The sequence below is a fragment of the Salinibacillus aidingensis genome (assembly GCF_039522525.1).
Lineage (GTDB): Bacteria > Bacillota > Bacilli > Bacillales > Alkalibacillaceae > Salinibacillus > Salinibacillus aidingensis.
In genome coordinates, this window is the sequence record NZ_BAAADO010000001.1 from 47,963 (window position 1) to 64,513 (window position 16,551).

The window sequence follows — 16,551 nt, forward strand, 5'->3', positions numbered from 1 at the left end:
CCTTTAAACTTATGTTTCCCGTTCAATAATGGCTGAAATTCCTTGGCCTCCGCCAATACACGCTGTTATGAGTGCAAGCTTCCCACCGGATCTTTGTAATTCATATACAGCCTTTGTCATCAAAATAGCTCCTGTTGCACCAAGTGGATGACCGTGGGCTATCGCCCCACCATTGACATTCAGCTTATCAGGGTTCATATTCAGTTCCCGGTCAACAGCAAGAACCTGTGCCGCAAATGCTTCATTTAGTTCGATCAAGTCCATATCCTCTAACGTGAATCCACTCTGTTCCAACACTTTGTGGGTAGCTGGTACTGGACCAATTCCCATTATATTTGGATCGACACCAGCAACCGCTGATTGACGGATCACAGCCAGTGGCTTTAAACCTAGTTCATCAGCTTTTTCTCTTGACATGACGACAAGTGCTGAAGCTGCATCGTTTAAACCAGAACTACTGCCTGCTGTTACTGTTCCATCCTTTTTAAAGACAGCTTTTAATTTAGACAGCCCTTCCAAGGTAGTATTTGGGCGTGGATGCTCATCCTTTACAAATTGAATAGGATTTCCCTTTCTTTGAGGAACTTCAATGGGAATCATTTGATCATCAAAACGGCCCTCTTCCATTGCACGAGCCATTCTTTGCTGACTGCGGTGTGCAAATTCATCTTGTTCTTTACGGCTAATCTCATATTTTTCAGCTAAATTTTCTGCTGTTATCCCCATAGGCGGATCACCAATATCCTTAGGCGAAAGCTGCGATTTTCGTATCTGAGGCGGAACAGGGCTATAAGGTCTTTCAGGGCGATCCATCAAATAGGGTGCTCGACTCATACTTTCTGTTCCGCCAGCTACATAAATATCTCCTGATCCAGCCTGGATGGCTTGAGCGGCGAGAACAACAGCATTTATCCCTGACCCACATTGGCGGTCAACGGTTAAACCTGGCAGATTTAATGACAATCCTGTTTGCAGAGCTGTTAATCTGGCAATATTTCCACCACCGCTTAACACATTACCCATAATGACATCATCGATATTCTCCGGCTCCACATTAGCTCGATTAATGGCTTCTTTTATCACCTCCGCTCCAAATACATGCGCCGGGACAGAAGCTAATGTACCTCCTTGTCTGGCGATTGGCGTACGGACAGCTGATACAATCACTGCATCTCGTTTCATTTATTTCTCCCTCCTATAAAGTGAAACTTCCCAGTAGGGGTTTTCTCCATCCCCCGCTGATGGTTAGTTGAACTTATCAGGAATTTACTGACCGTTTATCCTCTACTTAGTCTCGTTGGGGTACCTTCAAGACTTGAAGTAGGGTTATTACGGCCAGTTCATGCGTGATAAATTCCTGACAGAATTTCCATCCTTCATGTTTGCACGTACCTTTCCGTTTATTGATATTTTTTCAGTTCTTGTCTGGCTACGGTACGACGATGGACTTCATCAGGACCATCTGCCAAGCGTAACGTTCGAATATTGGCCCAGCTTGCTGCAAGTGGGAAATCCTCACTTACACCTGCTGCTCCTAATGCCTGGATAGCACGATCAATAATCTTCAAGGCCATATTTGGCGCTACCACCTTAATCATGGCAATTTCTGCTTTCGCTTCTTTATTTCCGACTGTATCCATCATATAAGCTGCCTTAAGAGTTAATAATCTCGCTTGCTCAATATCCATTCTTGCGTCTGCTATCCATTCTTGAATGACACCTTGTCGGGCAAGCTCTTTCCCAAATGCTTCCCGGTTCTGTACCCGCTTACATAAAATTTCTAAGGCTCTCTCTGCTGCACCGATTGTTCGCATACAATGATGAATACGTCCAGGTCCTAATCTTCCTTGTGCAATTTCGAACCCTCGACCTTCACCTAAAATCATATTTGATGCAGGTACTCTTACGTTGTTGTATTCGATTTCCGCATGACCATGTGGAGCATGATCATATCCAAAGACAGGCAATGTCCTCTTCACATTTACCCCAGGTGTATCAAGTGGTACAAGAATCATAGATTGCTGTTTATATTTTGGAGCTTCTGGATCGTTTTTCCCCATAACAATCGCAATTTTACAACGTGGGTCTCCCGCACCTGATGACCACCATTTCGTTCCATTGATGATATACTCATCTCCATCACGGATAATACTTGCTTCAATGTTCGTTGCATCTGATGAGGCCACATCCGGCTCAGTCATCGAAAAACAGGAACGAATCTTACCATCCAGAAGGGGATTTAACCACTCATCTCTGTGCTCCTTAGATCCATATCGTGCTAACACTTCCATATTTCCTGTGTCAGGCGCTGCACAATTGAATACTTCAGGTGCGATGGCAGACCTACCCATGATTTCACATAAAGGAGCGTATTCAAGATTGGAAAGCCCTGCACCGTATTCACTCTCTGGCAAAAACAAATTCCACAATCCCTGTTCCTTCGCTTTTTGCTTTAATTCCTCCATAATAGGAGGAACTTTTGCAAAACGGTTCTGTTCATCTATCTGCTCACTATATGTCTGCTCGTTTGGATACACATACTCTTCCATAAAATGATTCAGTTTTGCTTGATATTCTTTCACTATTTCTGAATATTCAAAATTCATGAGCCACACTCCTACTAATTTTAATCAGGCTCGACCTCCTATCGATTTAGACGTCTGAAACCAAAAGGATAAGAGGTCATGTGCCTGATCGTTTCAATACTTAATATTTTGCAAAACGGACTTTCCCTTTAATAACGGCTTTATCGTCCTGGTTTACAGCCGCTACTGCAAAATCCATATGTTCATTTGATTGATCGACTAAAGTGGCTTTTAAGGTAATGACATCATTTAAAAATACCATACCGGAAAAGCGAATCTGATAATCCTGAATAAATCCTTGCTCCAAATAAGGTGTAAATAGCTTACCTAAATTCCCCATCGTCCACATTCCATGTGCGATGATACCGGGAAGTCCTGCTTTTTTGGCTTCTTCATCAATTGTATGAATAGGATTAAAATCACCAGATGCTCCCGCATATTTAATTAAATCTAATCTTGAAACTGGTTCCAAGGTGACTTCTTCCAAGGTTTCATTCGGGTTCAGCTCTGCAATACTTTTCATACCGTCATCGCCTTCCTTACTGTTTCTGTAATTATGACCGTTTGTTCTTCAGTGAAAATCACTTTTCCATTAGAATCTTCCCCGAATCGTTTTAAAATAAAGAATCCCATTAGACCATTCTTACCTTGCTTTTCATAGTAATCTTTAACTTCCGAATAGCAATAGATTTTTTCTCCGACAAACAGAGGACGCTCATAATGATAAGTTTCCTCACCATGAATGAGTCCTTTTTTGGGTAATGGGAGTCCTTCAATTTCCCCGTATTCAAACACACGAGGAAAGGTTGGAGGTGCAATGTTCTGCCCATATCTGGACTTCCTGCCATACTCTTCATCAACAAAAATCGGATGTAAATCACCGATAGACTCAGCGAACCTCTTTACCAATCCGCGTTCGACAATATTTTTAATTTTTTTGGACGTTGTTCCAATATAAGCTTCCAGCATTCTCTTAAGTCCCACCCTTTTTTTAATCTTTTGGACCTCCTGCAACATAAATGACCTGGCCGTTAACGAATGAAGACTTTTCATCAGCAAAAAATGCAACTGCATTCGCAATATCCTCTGGTTTACCACTTCTGCCGACTGGAATTTGACTGACACTTGCCTGAACCAAATCCTCAAAAGAAATCCCAATTCTTTCAGCTGTTGCTTTCGTCATATCTGTTTCAATAAATCCAGGCGCAACTGCATTTGCAGTAATTCCAAATTTCCCAAGTTCGATTGCCAACGTTTTTGTGAACCCTTGCAATCCTGCTTTTGCTGTCGAGTAGTTGACTTGACCTCGATTGCCCAGCGCTGATGTAGAAGATGTATTAATAATACGACCATACTTTTGTTTAACCATATATTTTTGAGCAGCCCGAGCGGCATTAAACGATCCCTTTAAATGTACATCCATTACCTGCTCCCAGTCACTATCCGTCATTTTAAAAAGCATGTTATCACGAATAACTCCTGCATTATTAACTAAAATATCAAGAGAACCAAATTGGGAAACGACCTCTTCCATAGCGGACTCTACTTCATCTGAATGTACAACATTTGCCTTTTTCACATAAATGTCATACCCTTGTTCCTTAAATTCAGCCTGTGTTTCGTTTAATGCTTCTTCATTCACATCAATAATCGCAACTTTGGCACCATCTTCAGCAAACCTTTTGGCAACCCCTTTTCCAATTCCACGACTGCCGCCTGTTACAAATGCAACTCTGCCTTCAAATTGATTACTCATTCAAAACCCTCCCAGTTATTTTTGAAAAATTCAAACTACTATTATTCTATATGAAATCTCCAATTTTTACATGCCCTTTTAATAGATTTCTGGAAATGATGAGGCGTTGAATTTCATCTGTACCATCATAAATTCTCCATAACCTCGCTTCACGATACCAGCGTTCAATAGGTAATTCTCTTGTATAACCCATGCCGCCATGGATCTGAAGAACACGGTCTACTACTCGATTGCCCATATTTGCTCCGTAAAGTTTGGCCATTGAAGCTAAATGACGATTATCTTCGCCATTATCCAAAGTGTAAGCAGCATTTAAGACAATCCATTTTGCTGCCTCAATTTCAACTGCAGAATCTGCAATTTTCCATTGAATCGCCTGTCTGTCAGCAATTGGTCTTCCAAAGGTTTTACGTTCTTTTGCATAGTCAATGGCCATTTGGAGTAAACGTTCAGCTGTCCCTACTGCACGAGCTCCAACAATCCATCTGGCAAATCCAATCCATTCTAATCCAAGTTTATATCCACCATGTAATTCCCCTAATATATTTTCTTCAGGAACTCTTACATTATCGAAAATGAGACTGGCAGGTCCCCACTCTCCCATTGTGTGAATATATTCAGATTTCCAGCCCATTTCCCTATCAACAATGAAGCAAGTGACACCTTCGCGCCCTGTAGCTGCGTGTTTCTCTTTGTCAGTAATCGCGATGACCATTACGAAGTCTGCTTCATTACCGCCTGTAATAAAGGTTTTTTCACCATTAAGAACCCATTCATCTCCATCTTTATGAGCGGTCATTTTAATGTTTCTGGTATCTGAACCTGCATCAGGCTCTGTCATAGCAAAGCAGGATTTTTTATCCCCGTTAATCGTTGGAATGAGATATTTTTCCTTTTGCTCTTTATTTCCATAGTAAAGAATGTTGTCAGCAGAGCCCCCAAAGGTGAATGGAACAAAGGTTTTTGCTACTTCCATTGTTACGATTGCCTGCATCATTTGTCCAAGATCAGCTCCGCCATATTCTGCGGGTGTATTAATTCCCCAGAATCCAGCTTCCTTCGCCTTTAATTGCAATTCTTTCTGCTTTTCCTTTGATAAACTTGGCTTTCCTTCAAGCTCGTTTTTAAGCACTTCATTTTCGAGCGGGATTAATTCCTTTTCCACAAATTTTCGAATCGTTTCCTGTACCATCTTTTGCTCTTCTGATAATCGTAAATCCATGAAATTCACTCCTTGTAATTGTTGGTTAGAAATTAAATACTAACTAGTTAGTATGAAAAGCGACTAAGCGTTTGCTTCTTCTTTTAAGGCTCTTTTCAGAATTTTTCCTACTGCTGTTTTCGGAAGCTCATCTGCAAACTCGACAATTCGTGGGACTTTATAAGCTGCAAGTTCCTTTCTGCAATGGTCGATCACTTCTTCTTCTGTCAGCGAGGTGTTTTCTTTGCAGACGACAACGGCTTTGATTGTTTCCCCTCTGTATTTATCCGGGACTCCAATTACAGCAGCCTCAAGGACATTTGGATGTTTATAAAGAACATCTTCTACTTCAATTGGATACACGTTATAGCCACTGGCAATGATTAATTCCTTCTTCCGTCCAACAATGTAGAAGAAACCATCCTCATCCATCCTGGCTAAGTCACCTGTCGATAGCCAGCCATCTTTTAACACTTGCTGGGTTTCTTCCGGCATACCCCAGTAACCTTTCATAATTTGAGGGCCTTTCACCACTAATTCACCAACCTCACCAATAGGTAAGGTGTCTTCCCCTGTAGCTGAATCTACTATTTTGGCATCTGTATTTGGAATCGGTATTCCGATACTGCCTGCTTTTTGTAAACCGGCGATTGGATTTCGGTGAGTGACAGGTGAAGCCTCTGATAATCCGTACCCTTCCGCAACAGTTGTTCCGCTTAGTTCATTAAAGCTGTTCAGCATTTCAACTGGAAGCGGAGCAGAACCACTTATACATGTTTTTAAGACACTTAAGTCAAAGTGATGTTCTTTACAATAATTAAGCAGGGCATTATACATTGTAGGAACACCCGGGAAAATGGTTGGTTTGGTTTTTTCAATGACTTCTGCTACCTGTTCCACATCAAATTTAGGGACTAAAATTAAATTTCCGCCTATTTTAAAGTTCAAATTCATCGCGCTGGTCATTCCATAGACATGAAACAATGGGGAAATGGTAAGAATACGTTCTTCACCTAAATTCGTTTTGACTTCTGATGTTGCAGCGCTTTGTAATGTGTTAGCCACTACATTATAGTGCGTAAGCATAGCTCCCTTTGAACGACCTGTTGTTCCCCCTGTATATTGGAGAACAGCAATATCTTCCTTAGGATCAATCGGAATATCCGGAATTGGCAACCCCTTATTTTCTAAAAGACTATTAAACTTGCAATCGTTTTCAAAAGAAACGTCCACAATTGTTTTTAATGATGTTTTGTCCTTAATAGATTCGATTAAAGGGATTGTTTGATCAAGAGCAATGATTACTTCTGTTTCAGTATCGTTAAGTACGTGTAACAACTCAGATGATTTATACATAGGATTAATTTGCACAATAATAGCTCCGCATGTCAGAGCTGCATAATAACTGATTGGGTACTGAGGGCAGTTCGGTAACATGAGAGCAACCCGATCACCTTTACTAATTCCCATGTTATATAAGGCGGCTGCCATCGTTTGAATCGAATCTCCCAATTGTTCGTAAGTATAAGTTCTATGGAAAAACGTCATGGCGGTATGTTGCGCATACTTTTCGATAGACTGATTCAATAGCTCAGGGAGAGAAATCTCAGGAATTTCTATTTCCTGTGGATTTCCTTTTACTACATGTTTTAACCATGGTCTATCCATTGTTTATGACCTCCTTTTATTTATCCCGTACCAATTTAAACGTTCCAATTGCTTTTGCAAGGACCGTTCCTTCAGAATCAAACATTTCCCCTTCAGCAATGACCGTACGATAACCTTGTTTAATAACTTTTCCTTTAGCGTAAATCTCACCGCTATCACTTGGGGAAAGATAATGAATATTTAAACTGACCGTCAAACATCTGGTACCGGTTATCGATCTTATAGTCATTCCCAACACCGTATCCAGGACGGTTGCATGAACCCCTCCATGCATCGTTCTGTTCACATTTAACAGCTTTTCTTCTACGGGCAGTTTCAGGAGTACATCGCCTTCTTCAAAATGGACAATGTCTAAACCAATATGAGATATAAAGGGACTATCCTGAAAGCTCTCACGTATCTCTGCTATTGTCCTATTCAAATGCATCCCTCCTTTACAAGGTACTGCCACCATCAACGCTTATAACTTGACCGGTTATGTAATTGCTTGCATCTGTTGAAAGTAATAGAGCCACACCTTTAATAGCGTCATCATTACCAATCATTTGAAGCGGATTCTGTTCCTTTATACGGTCCCCATATCTTTCCAGTACAACTTTTGTCATTTTGGTAGGGAAGAAGCCAGGTGCAATCGCATTCACATAAATTTTATGCCTTGCCCATTTTCTAGCTAAGTCTTTTGTAAAATGAATAACTCCTGCTTTACTTGTACTATACCCAATAGTATTCAGTACTTCAGGTGGCTCCGCTTTTATACCTGCAGCTGAAGCGATGTTAATAATCTTGCCGGATTTTTGTTCAATCATATGCTTACCTGCAGCTTTTGACATGAGAAAAGTACCTGTAACATTGACCTTGATCACTTTTTCCCAGGCTTCCAGTGGCATGTTTTCCACATCTTCTCCCCATGTAGTTCCACTATTATTGACCAGGATATCAATGCCTCCAAAATCTTCTACAACCGCTGCAACTGTTTGATTGACGGATTCTTCATTGGTTACATCACACTCGTAAGCTTTAGCTTGAACCCCTTTCTTTAGTAACTCATCTGCTGTCTCTTCGCAGTTTTCCCGCTTTCTGGAGCAGACAGCAATCGAACATCCTGCGTCTGAAAGTGCTTCTGCAATTTGTTTCCCTAATCCTCTTCCACCACCTGTAATTAATGCGACTTTTCCTTTTAATTGAAACAATTCAAAGGTATTCACGGTTTATACACAACTCCTCTGCTTCTTATCTGACTAAATAAAGTTTTGTTCACTTAATTTAGATGCAAAAATCGTGCCATAATTATCAAAACAAGGAGATGAGCAAGTTCATTCTTGCTAAACCCTGCTGTTATATCAAGATTAAAAAGGATTCAAAAAATTTTAAGATATTCTTTGTATTTCCTTTTTATTTTAAAGATGATAAATAATCATTCATTTTTGAATTATTGAAGAAGAAAATTAGCAAAGACAGGGGATTCATGTTTGAATCAAAAATTCATGTTTGAATCAAAGAAAAAAGACCCTTTTCCGGGCCTTCATTTTAAGTGGATATTATATTTTTTTAATTTCCTGACGATCGTTGGCTGACTTGTATTTAGAGCTTTTGCCAATTCGTATGTATTCGTATACTTTTCTGCTGCCAGTGCAATAACCTTCTTTTCTGCCATTTCTACAGCTTCTTTTAAGGGAACAATAACATTGGCTGTCAGTTTATTCGTTGTCAGATATTCCTCAGGCAGGCTATCAATGTTAATGATATCCTCACGTGAAGTTACAGCAAGCCGTTCGATTAAATTAAAAAGTTCCCGAATATTACCCGGCCATTCATAAGATAAAAAGAAGTCCTGCAGATCATAATCAAACTCCTTATTCAACTGGTATTTATTATTTACTTCATCTAAAAACTGCTGAATAAGCGGCAGGATATCTTCCCGTCTGTTTCGGAGAGGTGGAATTTCAAGTGGGATGACATTTAAACGATAATATAAGTCCTCACGAAAATCGCTGTCTTCCACCATCTTCTGCAAATCCTTATTCGTTGCTGCAAAAATTCGTACATCAATTTTTTTAGGCTTGGTTCCGCCAACTCGCTGGATTTCTCCTTCCTGCAATACTCGAAGGAGCTTGACCTGGAGAGATAGTGGAAGTTCTCCAATCTCATCTAAAAATAAAATGCCTTTATGGGCTAATTCAAACATTCCTGGTTTACCATCACGACTGGCCCCTGTAAATGCTCCACCTTCATACCCAAACAATTCAGATTCCAATAAATCAGGAGGAATAGCCCCGCAATTTATTTTGATAAAATCCCCTTTTTGTGAACGATTACTGTTTGTATAAATATAATGTGCAAGTACATCTTTTCCGACTCCTGTTTCACCCAGAATTAAAACAGTAGCATCAATATTGGCAATACGAGTGGCTGAATCATAAATTTGTTTCATTGACTTACTTTTCGTCACAATTCCCTTTACCTGATCTGGTTTATTTTTTAATCTTTCCAATTCCTTTTTATATTGGGTATTCAATTGATTTGCTTTTCGTAATTCTATCTGTAATTTATTCAGATCAGAGAGATCCCGTATATTTGTTACTACTTTTTCGACCTCTCCATTTTCATTGAATACAGGGGTTCCAGTTAACAGGGTTTCATTCCCTTCATAGTTATTTTGAACAAGGGATACGGTTCTCTTTTCTTCTACTACTTTTCTTGTTACGGAGTTTTTCAATATGCCTCGCTTTATCAGGTCTTTGACATTTTTACCAATGTAATATTCTTTAGGAATACCTGTAATCCGTTCGATGGCTGAATTTGTTTTTAACGTAACTCCATTTTTATCCGTAATATAAATCCCATCATATGAGTTCTCAATAATGGCATCCAGTTCCCGATTTACATCTTTAAGATTCTGATTTTCCTTTTGCAGGTTTACACCGTCCAAGTAGCACACCCCCTCAGTAATTAACTTCTTTATTAGTAGCATAAATCCTCTATGTCTTTTCACTGGACTTCATGAAAGTACAGACATTGGATTACATCTGTTCCTTCACAAATCTGCTCTGACGGCTGACATGCCTTCGAAAACCTTGACATTTTAGCAAAACAAAAAAACTGCATCGTGGATAATCATATAGTAAAATAGAATGACAACAGTTATCAGGAACTCTAAGGAGAGATTAATTTGGAATTGAAGATAACTCCATCAGCCGAAATGGTATTGAAGGAACTTAATAAAAAAGGGGATCCATATCTATTGTTGTGGTATGACACAGATGATTGCGGCTGTGGCGTAAACGGCCTTCCAATGATCAGTTTTGTGGGAGAAGTGAATTCCACTTATCAGGAAGTTGATAGTAATGTTTACCCAACTTATATCAATCGACAGCAGGCCGTTTTCTTTCATCCGAAACTTAAACTTGATGTTGTTAATAACGGTACTTTTCGACTATCGAGTCCTGAAGGCATTTTAAACCCTTTCATTTCTGCATCTAAAGTAAAGAGCATGGATTTAAATGAAGGATAGAAACAAATGACAGCTTTGAACAGTGAAGTGCATACTGGCTTTGGGAAAAATTAATATAAACGCCTGGTCTGATTAGGGCACAGGCGTTTTTTACGCGTATGAATGAAAAAATTCTAATTTCCCACAAGATTCACTTATAAAAATCAGTGAGAGTCTCCCATTCTTCACGAAGCAGCCCCATACGTATGGAGTCATAAAATTTTCCGTTATAATATCGGCATCTTCTCAATCGCCCCTCAAGTTTCATTCCGAGCTTTTCACCAACTCTCATCATTCGTTCATTGCCTGACCATGTAGTAAAGCCGACTCTTTCCAAGGGTAATGTGTTAAATAGATGATTTATCCATAAGCGAAGTGCTTTTGTTCCATAACCTCCACTCCAGTAATCAGGATCATAAATGCCAATCCCCATTTCCAGCCATAATGAAGCTTTATGTTCCCAATAATAGCTGACAGTTCCAATTATCGAATGATTTACTTCGATCACCCAGCGATCCTCCTGGTCAATCCATTTATTTTTTCTTTCAAGAAACCTTTCATAGGAAACAGGAACAAGTTCAAAATAAGGAGCATCCCACTGCTTCCATAGCGGATCTTCTTCTTTGTAAATGAGCTTCCATAACCGTGGTAAGTCTCTTTGTTCAATTGGACGTATAATTAGTTCATCATCCTGATACATCTAAGGCCCTCCAAACTGCTTAAGGTTATTTTAAAATTGGGATGATATCAAGTTTAGAATAGAAAGCGTAAGCATCATACAAACTATAGATGGAATCTGCAGAAAGGTGGTATTATTCATGGCTGAGGAAACTCGGGAATATCGGACCGGACAAGGTGTTCCATTGACGGGAGAATATATCTGTCAATCAGGTGAAATAGCAAAACTAAATGAGAACGATTCTTTCCCCAGATGTCCTGTAACGGGACAGGAGACAACCTGGAAGCATGAAAATGAAGAACCTTCAAGTTAGTCCCCTATATATGTATAAGAAAGGTGAAAGTAACCCTGATGAACTGTATAAGGGTTACTTTTTCAATGGAGATGATTATTCCCATGGGTTATCCGGATACATTTCTCTTAGAAAGTAATGGATTGGAGAACCAGTTTCCGTAATACTGCCGAAAAGCTAAAAGAAATAATTTCAATGTTTACATAATATTGTTATGGTGAATTCATGATGAAATATATTTGCGTTTCAATATCATTACTCTATAAGGGCCCTTAATTCCTTCTTGATTCCTAAAATAAGTTCTAATGGAGTAACTCCATAACGTGACCATTCTCCTGCTTGATATTCTCCTGCTTTTGCATGTAAATAGACCGCTGCGATTAAGGCCTTATGAGGAGCAGCCTTCTGTGCTAAAAACGAGGCAATTAGTCCCGCCAGTACATCTCCGCTTCCTCCCTTACTTAACGCATCATGACCAACAGGGTTAATAAAAATATCTTTATCAGGAGTGGCAATAACGGACCGGTGACCTTTTAACAATAAATATACCTTATATTTATGGGCAAAGTTCCGGGCGATTTCTATCCGATTTCCCTCGACTTCTTTAACGGTTGTACCAAGAAGCCTGGCCATCTCCCCTGGATGAGGAGTAAGAATAACATTTCCATTAAGATGAGGTAAAATATCCAGTTCATGCTGCAGAAAATATAATCCATCTGCATCCACAATTAAATGCTGATCCTGAAGCATGCGCAGAAAAGCAGACATCCATTCTTCCCCATTAGGAAAACGACTTAAACCAGGACCGATAGCAATGCAGTCAAATTGGTCCATTTTTCTGCTTAAAACATCAAGAGCCTTATCATCCAAATGACCATCTCTATCTGGTAATGGAAGCATAAGCGATTCCGGATTCTGCGAGGCTGCCATCGGATACAGGCTTTCGGGGATGGCTAAAGTAACTAAACCAGCTCCAGTGTGTATAGCAGTTTTTGCAGTAAACATGGGAGCACCAATATATGGACGGGAACCACCAATAACGAGAACGTGACCAAAAGTACCTTTATTACCTTGTGGCATTCGTGCTGGGATGGAAGTCTTCGCTAAATCTTTCGTAATAACAGACGGAAGATGTAAGTCAAGCTTTTTCGCATTGGAAACAGGAACAGAAATATCCACCGTTTTCCATTCGCCTATGTACGCAGGACCCTGATTAAGAAAAAACCCCTTTTTCGGAAAAACAAATGTGATCGTTTTTGTTGCTTTAATAGCTACACTTTCTGCTCTTCCATTATCACTTCCAATCCCCGACGGAATATCAACAGCGATGATCATTTTTTCTTTAGAATATTGATTAACAGTAGCTATCATCTCATCTATTGGTTTTCGAACCGGACCTTGAACACCGGTTCCGAGTATAGCATCAACAATCACATCTGCTCCTTCAAGAAACAAAGACAGCTTATCCGGAGATTTTTCAGAGAAGTCAACGAACGGTAACCCCCGGTTTATGTATACATCAAAATGAGTTTTTGCATCTCCTTTAATACGAACTGGATTTACCATTAGACATAATTGAACATTGATCCCTGAGTCATACAAACGTCGGGCGGCCACAAATCCATCTCCACCATTATTTCCACTTCCGGCAAGAACATTCACCTTTGACTGTTTATGAGGCAGATGTTTCATCACTTCTTCGGCTACCATGGCACCGGCATTTTCCATAAGCACAGGTCCAGGTAATCCCAGTTTCTCAATCGTGTACTGATCCATCATCTGAATGTCTTTTTGACCTGCTGCATACATGTTACCGCCTCCCTGTTCCATCATTTACATCTATTATAAGGGACTATGGTCTATAAAAAAACCTGAGAGATTCAACTCCCAGGTTTTGATTAATTCCCAAACATTCTTTGTTTACGCTGATTTTCTTCATTTAAAAAGTTAATAAAAGACTGAAACCCATACTTTGGCTGTTCTTTTATTGACTTAATATATTCTGTCTTGCTGTAGTCGTTCATATGTTCACTCTTTTTAATTCTTTTAATCATTTGTTCTGTGCTTATTGTTTCTATTTGTTTCTTTACATGCTTGGATTCTTTGTAAAGGGCCAGCCCAATGGCAGCCATGAGCGCATAAATGGCTAATGTCGGCAGCATATTGAGATACCAGCCGCCGGTAAATAAATAGAATAGTAAATTAAAAATCGCAAACGTCATGAGTGGTATGGCAAAGATTATATATTTGGAGTGCTTTTTAATATAAGGTTCAATGGTTTCAGAAATAGCCTCCAGTTCCTTTTTTACAAAGTTTGGCATATGCTTAAACATCATTGGATTATTCATATCCAGCATTCTCCTTTAAAAATGGTAAGGGACTTGCGAACAGCATGAACTGTTGCCCCTGTTGCCAGTTGAGCCGGAACTGCTCTGTAATTTCGACTCTGCAGCAAAATACTGTTCCCTTTGAATGAACTTACCATTATTATAATAGAATTTGTGATTATAGTCACATAAAACGCTTACTATAATATTTTCCAAACGAAAAAACAATGATATCCTTTTCTGTTTAATTTTACTATAATAAAGGGTGAGATATGCTAATGGAGTGATCAATTATGAGTGGTATTGTTGGTTATATTGGGAATCGTTCGGCTCAGGAAATTTTGATTCATTGTTTAACGAATTTGGAATATCGAGGCTATGATTCGGCTGGCCTTGCGATTTCAAATGGCGATCACATTGAGGTTCGGAAAGAAAAGGGAAGAATTCAGGATTTGGAAGCATCATTACAATTGGATACTATGCAAAACGGTACTCTGGGTATTGGGCACACTCGGTGGGCTTCACACGGAAATCCATCGGCGGAAAACTCGCATCCTTTAACCGACGAACATGAGCAATTTTTCGTTGTTCATAATGGTATTATTGAAAACTACCACGTTTTAAAGAAGGAGCTGCTATCGGAAGGGTATTCCTTTAAAACAGATACCGATTCAGAGGTTATCCCTCATCTGCTTTCCAAATATAATACAGGTAATTTTGTTGAAACGGTTCGGATGGTATTGCCGATGTTGAAAGGATCATTTGCACTTGTGATGATGTCCGCTTTGCATCCGGATATGATTATCGGCATTTCTCAGGAAAATCCTTTGATAGTCGGGTTTGGCGAATCCCAGGCTTATCTTTCATCAGATATTTCCGCCTTACTCTCCTATACGAAAGAAACCTATCCCATAAAAAATAATGAAATGGCCATCCTGACAAGAGATGATATTTTTATAGAAACCGTTGATGGCAAACAGGTTCATCCTGATAAGGTAGCCATTGAATGGGACGAAGAGGAAATTCTGTTAAACGATTATGATCATTTTATGCTGAAGGAAATTCTTGAACAGCCTTCTTCTTTAAAAAGTACGTTAAATAACAGAATTAAAAACAAACAGGTGTATTTACCAGAGGCAGAATTATTTTTCCGTGAGCATCCCTATCAACAATTTCGTAAAATCGACATCATCGGAAATGGAACCTCGTATCATTCTGGAATCATTGGAAAGAGTATTATGGACAAATTATTATCATTTCCAGTTGAGGTTTCTCTCTCCTCGGAATTTACATATGAGCACGGTAAATTAAGTGAGCAACATTTAGTGATTGTGGTTAGTCAATCCGGAGAAACAGCGGATTCACTCACGGCGATTAAAGAGGCTAAAGCAAATGGAGCCAAAACCATTGCGATAACTAATAACAAGCGCAGTAATATTGCACGTCAGGCTGATTGCATCATTCCAATGAATGCAGGACCCGAACAGGCAGTGGCTGCAACGAAAGCCTATACATCTCAAATTACGGTTTTAAGTTTATTGGCCATTCATTTATGTAAAAAGACGGAGGAGCCTAGTCCAAATTTTATAAAGGAATTAATAGAAGCTGTTCAAACTTTGCCTGAAATTGTAAAGCAAACCTTAGTAATGACTGAGGATGCCATCGATTCCTTTGCTCAAGTCACGAATGATCAGACAAATTTATTTTTAATAGGACGCGGCCTGGATTATGTACTCGCATTAGAAGGAGCATTAAAATTACAGGAGGTAGCTTACCTTCATGCCAACGCCTATGCTGCTGGTGAGGTGAAGCATGGAACGATGGCGCTGATTACCCCTGGAGTACCAGTTATTGCTCTCGCCACACAGCCCCATTTGAAGGATAAAATGGTGAGTAATATTCGTGAGCTGAAAACAAGGGATGGCTATGTTGTTGGAATTACGAATGTCGGGGACGATGCGCTGACTGATGTCGTTGACGAAATCATGTATATTCCCGAAACACACCCGTTGATAATGCCCATTGTTGCTGCCATACCTCTCCAGCTCCTTGCCTATTATTCAGGAACTGTTAGAGGGTATAATGTGGACCGTCCCAGAAACCTGGCTAAAAGCCTGACCGTTGAATAATAAGTAAATCTTATAAATCCTTCCCGATCAGGATAGACTAAAAATAAAGTCTGCAAGAAATCCTTTTTCGGGAAGGTGAATCGAAATGAAAAAATGGCTAATGACTCTTGGACTTATTACCGGTATCATGATAAACCCTGAGTTAGCTTCAGCAAAGGAAGATGATCAGCCAAAGGGAATTACACATGATTGGGAAAAAGTACATACGTATTCAAAAGAGCATTTGGTTGACAGCTTCCAAAAGAAAGTGCAGACATTTGTCAGTTATCATTATCATGATTACCATGTTTACCGAACAATTACTGTTCACACATACCGTTGTACTCTTCACGGAGAGTATAAAACGAAAACCCATTTATCGGATAAGCGCGTAGAAAAACAACCACATTAGCGTTGACGTATTAGGCCAGTCCATAAAGGATGA

At 39.6% G+C, this 16,551-nt stretch carries 17 protein-coding genes; 4 read left to right on the plus strand and 13 right to left on the minus strand.

All coding sequences use genetic code 11. From position 1 onward, the window contains the following. Positions 1-9 precede the first annotated feature (9 nt). The 10 genes from ABD006_RS00280 to ABD006_RS00325 all read right to left on the minus strand — a co-directional run bounded on the left by ABD006_RS00280 (position 10) and on the right by ABD006_RS00325 (position 10,139). Positions 10-1,182, minus strand: a complete 1,173-nt coding sequence (locus tag ABD006_RS00280) for a thiolase family protein (protein WP_343836272.1) — start codon at positions 1,180-1,182, stop codon at positions 10-12. Positions 1,183-1,400: 218 nt separating this feature from the next. Then, positions 1,401-2,606 (minus strand): acyl-CoA dehydrogenase, encoded by a 1,206-nt coding sequence (locus tag ABD006_RS00285; protein ID WP_343836274.1) that lies wholly within the window; start codon positions 2,604-2,606, stop codon positions 1,401-1,403. Positions 2,607-2,706: 100 nt separating this feature from the next. Further along, positions 2,707-3,108 carry a MaoC/PaaZ C-terminal domain-containing protein gene (locus ABD006_RS00290; protein ID WP_343836276.1) on the minus strand — a complete coding sequence of 134 codons (402 nt, stop codon included), beginning with the start codon at positions 3,106-3,108 and terminating at the stop codon, positions 2,707-2,709. After that, positions 3,105-3,554 (minus strand): MaoC family dehydratase N-terminal domain-containing protein, encoded by a 450-nt coding sequence (locus ABD006_RS00295; RefSeq protein WP_343837709.1) that lies wholly within the window; start codon positions 3,552-3,554, stop codon positions 3,105-3,107. Before ABD006_RS00295 ends, ABD006_RS00290 begins: the two co-directional genes overlap by 4 nt. Positions 3,555-3,576: 22 nt before the next feature. After that, the gene (locus ABD006_RS00300) at positions 3,577-4,341 is read right to left on the minus strand and encodes a beta-ketoacyl-ACP reductase (RefSeq protein WP_343836278.1); all 765 of its coding nucleotides are present in this window, start codon (positions 4,339-4,341) and stop codon (positions 3,577-3,579) included. Positions 4,342-4,387: 46 nt separating this feature from the next. Then, on the minus strand, positions 4,388-5,563 hold the full coding sequence (locus tag ABD006_RS00305) for an acyl-CoA dehydrogenase family protein (protein WP_343836280.1): 1,176 nt from the start codon (positions 5,561-5,563) through the stop codon (positions 4,388-4,390). 63 nt (positions 5,564-5,626) lie between these two features. Then, positions 5,627-7,210 (minus strand): long-chain-fatty-acid--CoA ligase, encoded by a 1,584-nt coding sequence (locus tag ABD006_RS00310; protein WP_343836282.1) that lies wholly within the window; start codon positions 7,208-7,210, stop codon positions 5,627-5,629. A gap of 16 nt (positions 7,211-7,226) precedes the next feature. Next, positions 7,227-7,631 (minus strand): PaaI family thioesterase, encoded by a 405-nt coding sequence (locus tag ABD006_RS00315; protein WP_343836284.1) that lies wholly within the window; start codon positions 7,629-7,631, stop codon positions 7,227-7,229. 13 nt (positions 7,632-7,644) lie between these two features. Next, positions 7,645-8,415, minus strand: a complete 771-nt coding sequence (locus ABD006_RS00320; protein ID WP_343836286.1) for an SDR family oxidoreductase — start codon at positions 8,413-8,415, stop codon at positions 7,645-7,647. Between the two features lie 317 nt (positions 8,416-8,732). After that, entirely contained in the window at positions 8,733-10,139 is a 1,407-nt protein-coding gene (locus ABD006_RS00325; protein ID WP_343836288.1) for a sigma-54 interaction domain-containing protein, read from the minus strand. Positions 10,140-10,379: 240 nt separating this feature from the next. Between ABD006_RS00325 and ABD006_RS00330 the strand changes: the two genes are divergently transcribed. Next, complete coding sequence (locus tag ABD006_RS00330) at positions 10,380-10,721, plus strand: iron-sulfur cluster biosynthesis family protein (protein WP_343836290.1); 342 nt, start codon at positions 10,380-10,382, stop codon at positions 10,719-10,721. Positions 10,722-10,851: 130 nt separating this feature from the next. Here the strand turns inward: ABD006_RS00330 and ABD006_RS00335 are convergent, their stop codons facing one another. Beyond that, a complete protein-coding gene (locus tag ABD006_RS00335) occupies positions 10,852-11,400 on the minus strand; it encodes a GNAT family N-acetyltransferase (RefSeq protein ID WP_343836292.1) in 549 nt (182 codons plus the stop codon). 118 nt (positions 11,401-11,518) lie between these two features. On the opposite strand from ABD006_RS00335, the gene ABD006_RS00340 reads away from it, so the two are divergent. Next, complete coding sequence (locus ABD006_RS00340) at positions 11,519-11,692, plus strand: hypothetical protein (protein WP_202925682.1); 174 nt, start codon at positions 11,519-11,521, stop codon at positions 11,690-11,692. Positions 11,693-11,926: 234 nt separating this feature from the next. Here the strand turns inward: ABD006_RS00340 and ABD006_RS00345 are convergent, their stop codons facing one another. Both ABD006_RS00345 and ABD006_RS00350 read right to left on the minus strand, forming a co-directional pair. Further along, positions 11,927-13,480, minus strand: a complete 1,554-nt coding sequence (locus ABD006_RS00345) for an NAD(P)H-hydrate dehydratase (RefSeq protein WP_343836298.1) — start codon at positions 13,478-13,480, stop codon at positions 11,927-11,929. An 89-nt stretch (positions 13,481-13,569) separates the two neighbouring features. Next, complete coding sequence (locus ABD006_RS00350; protein WP_044157649.1) at positions 13,570-14,019, minus strand: DUF5392 family protein; 450 nt, start codon at positions 14,017-14,019, stop codon at positions 13,570-13,572. Between the two features lie 272 nt (positions 14,020-14,291). Here ABD006_RS00350 and glmS point away from each other — a divergent pair, with 272 nt between their 5' ends. Beyond that, a complete protein-coding gene (gene glmS / locus ABD006_RS00355) occupies positions 14,292-16,127 on the plus strand; it encodes a glutamine--fructose-6-phosphate transaminase (isomerizing) (RefSeq protein ID WP_343836301.1) in 1,836 nt (611 codons plus the stop codon). A gap of 85 nt (positions 16,128-16,212) precedes the next feature. Next, positions 16,213-16,518, plus strand: a complete 306-nt coding sequence (locus ABD006_RS00360; RefSeq protein ID WP_343836304.1) for a hypothetical protein — start codon at positions 16,213-16,215, stop codon at positions 16,516-16,518. Positions 16,519-16,551 lie beyond the last annotated feature (33 nt).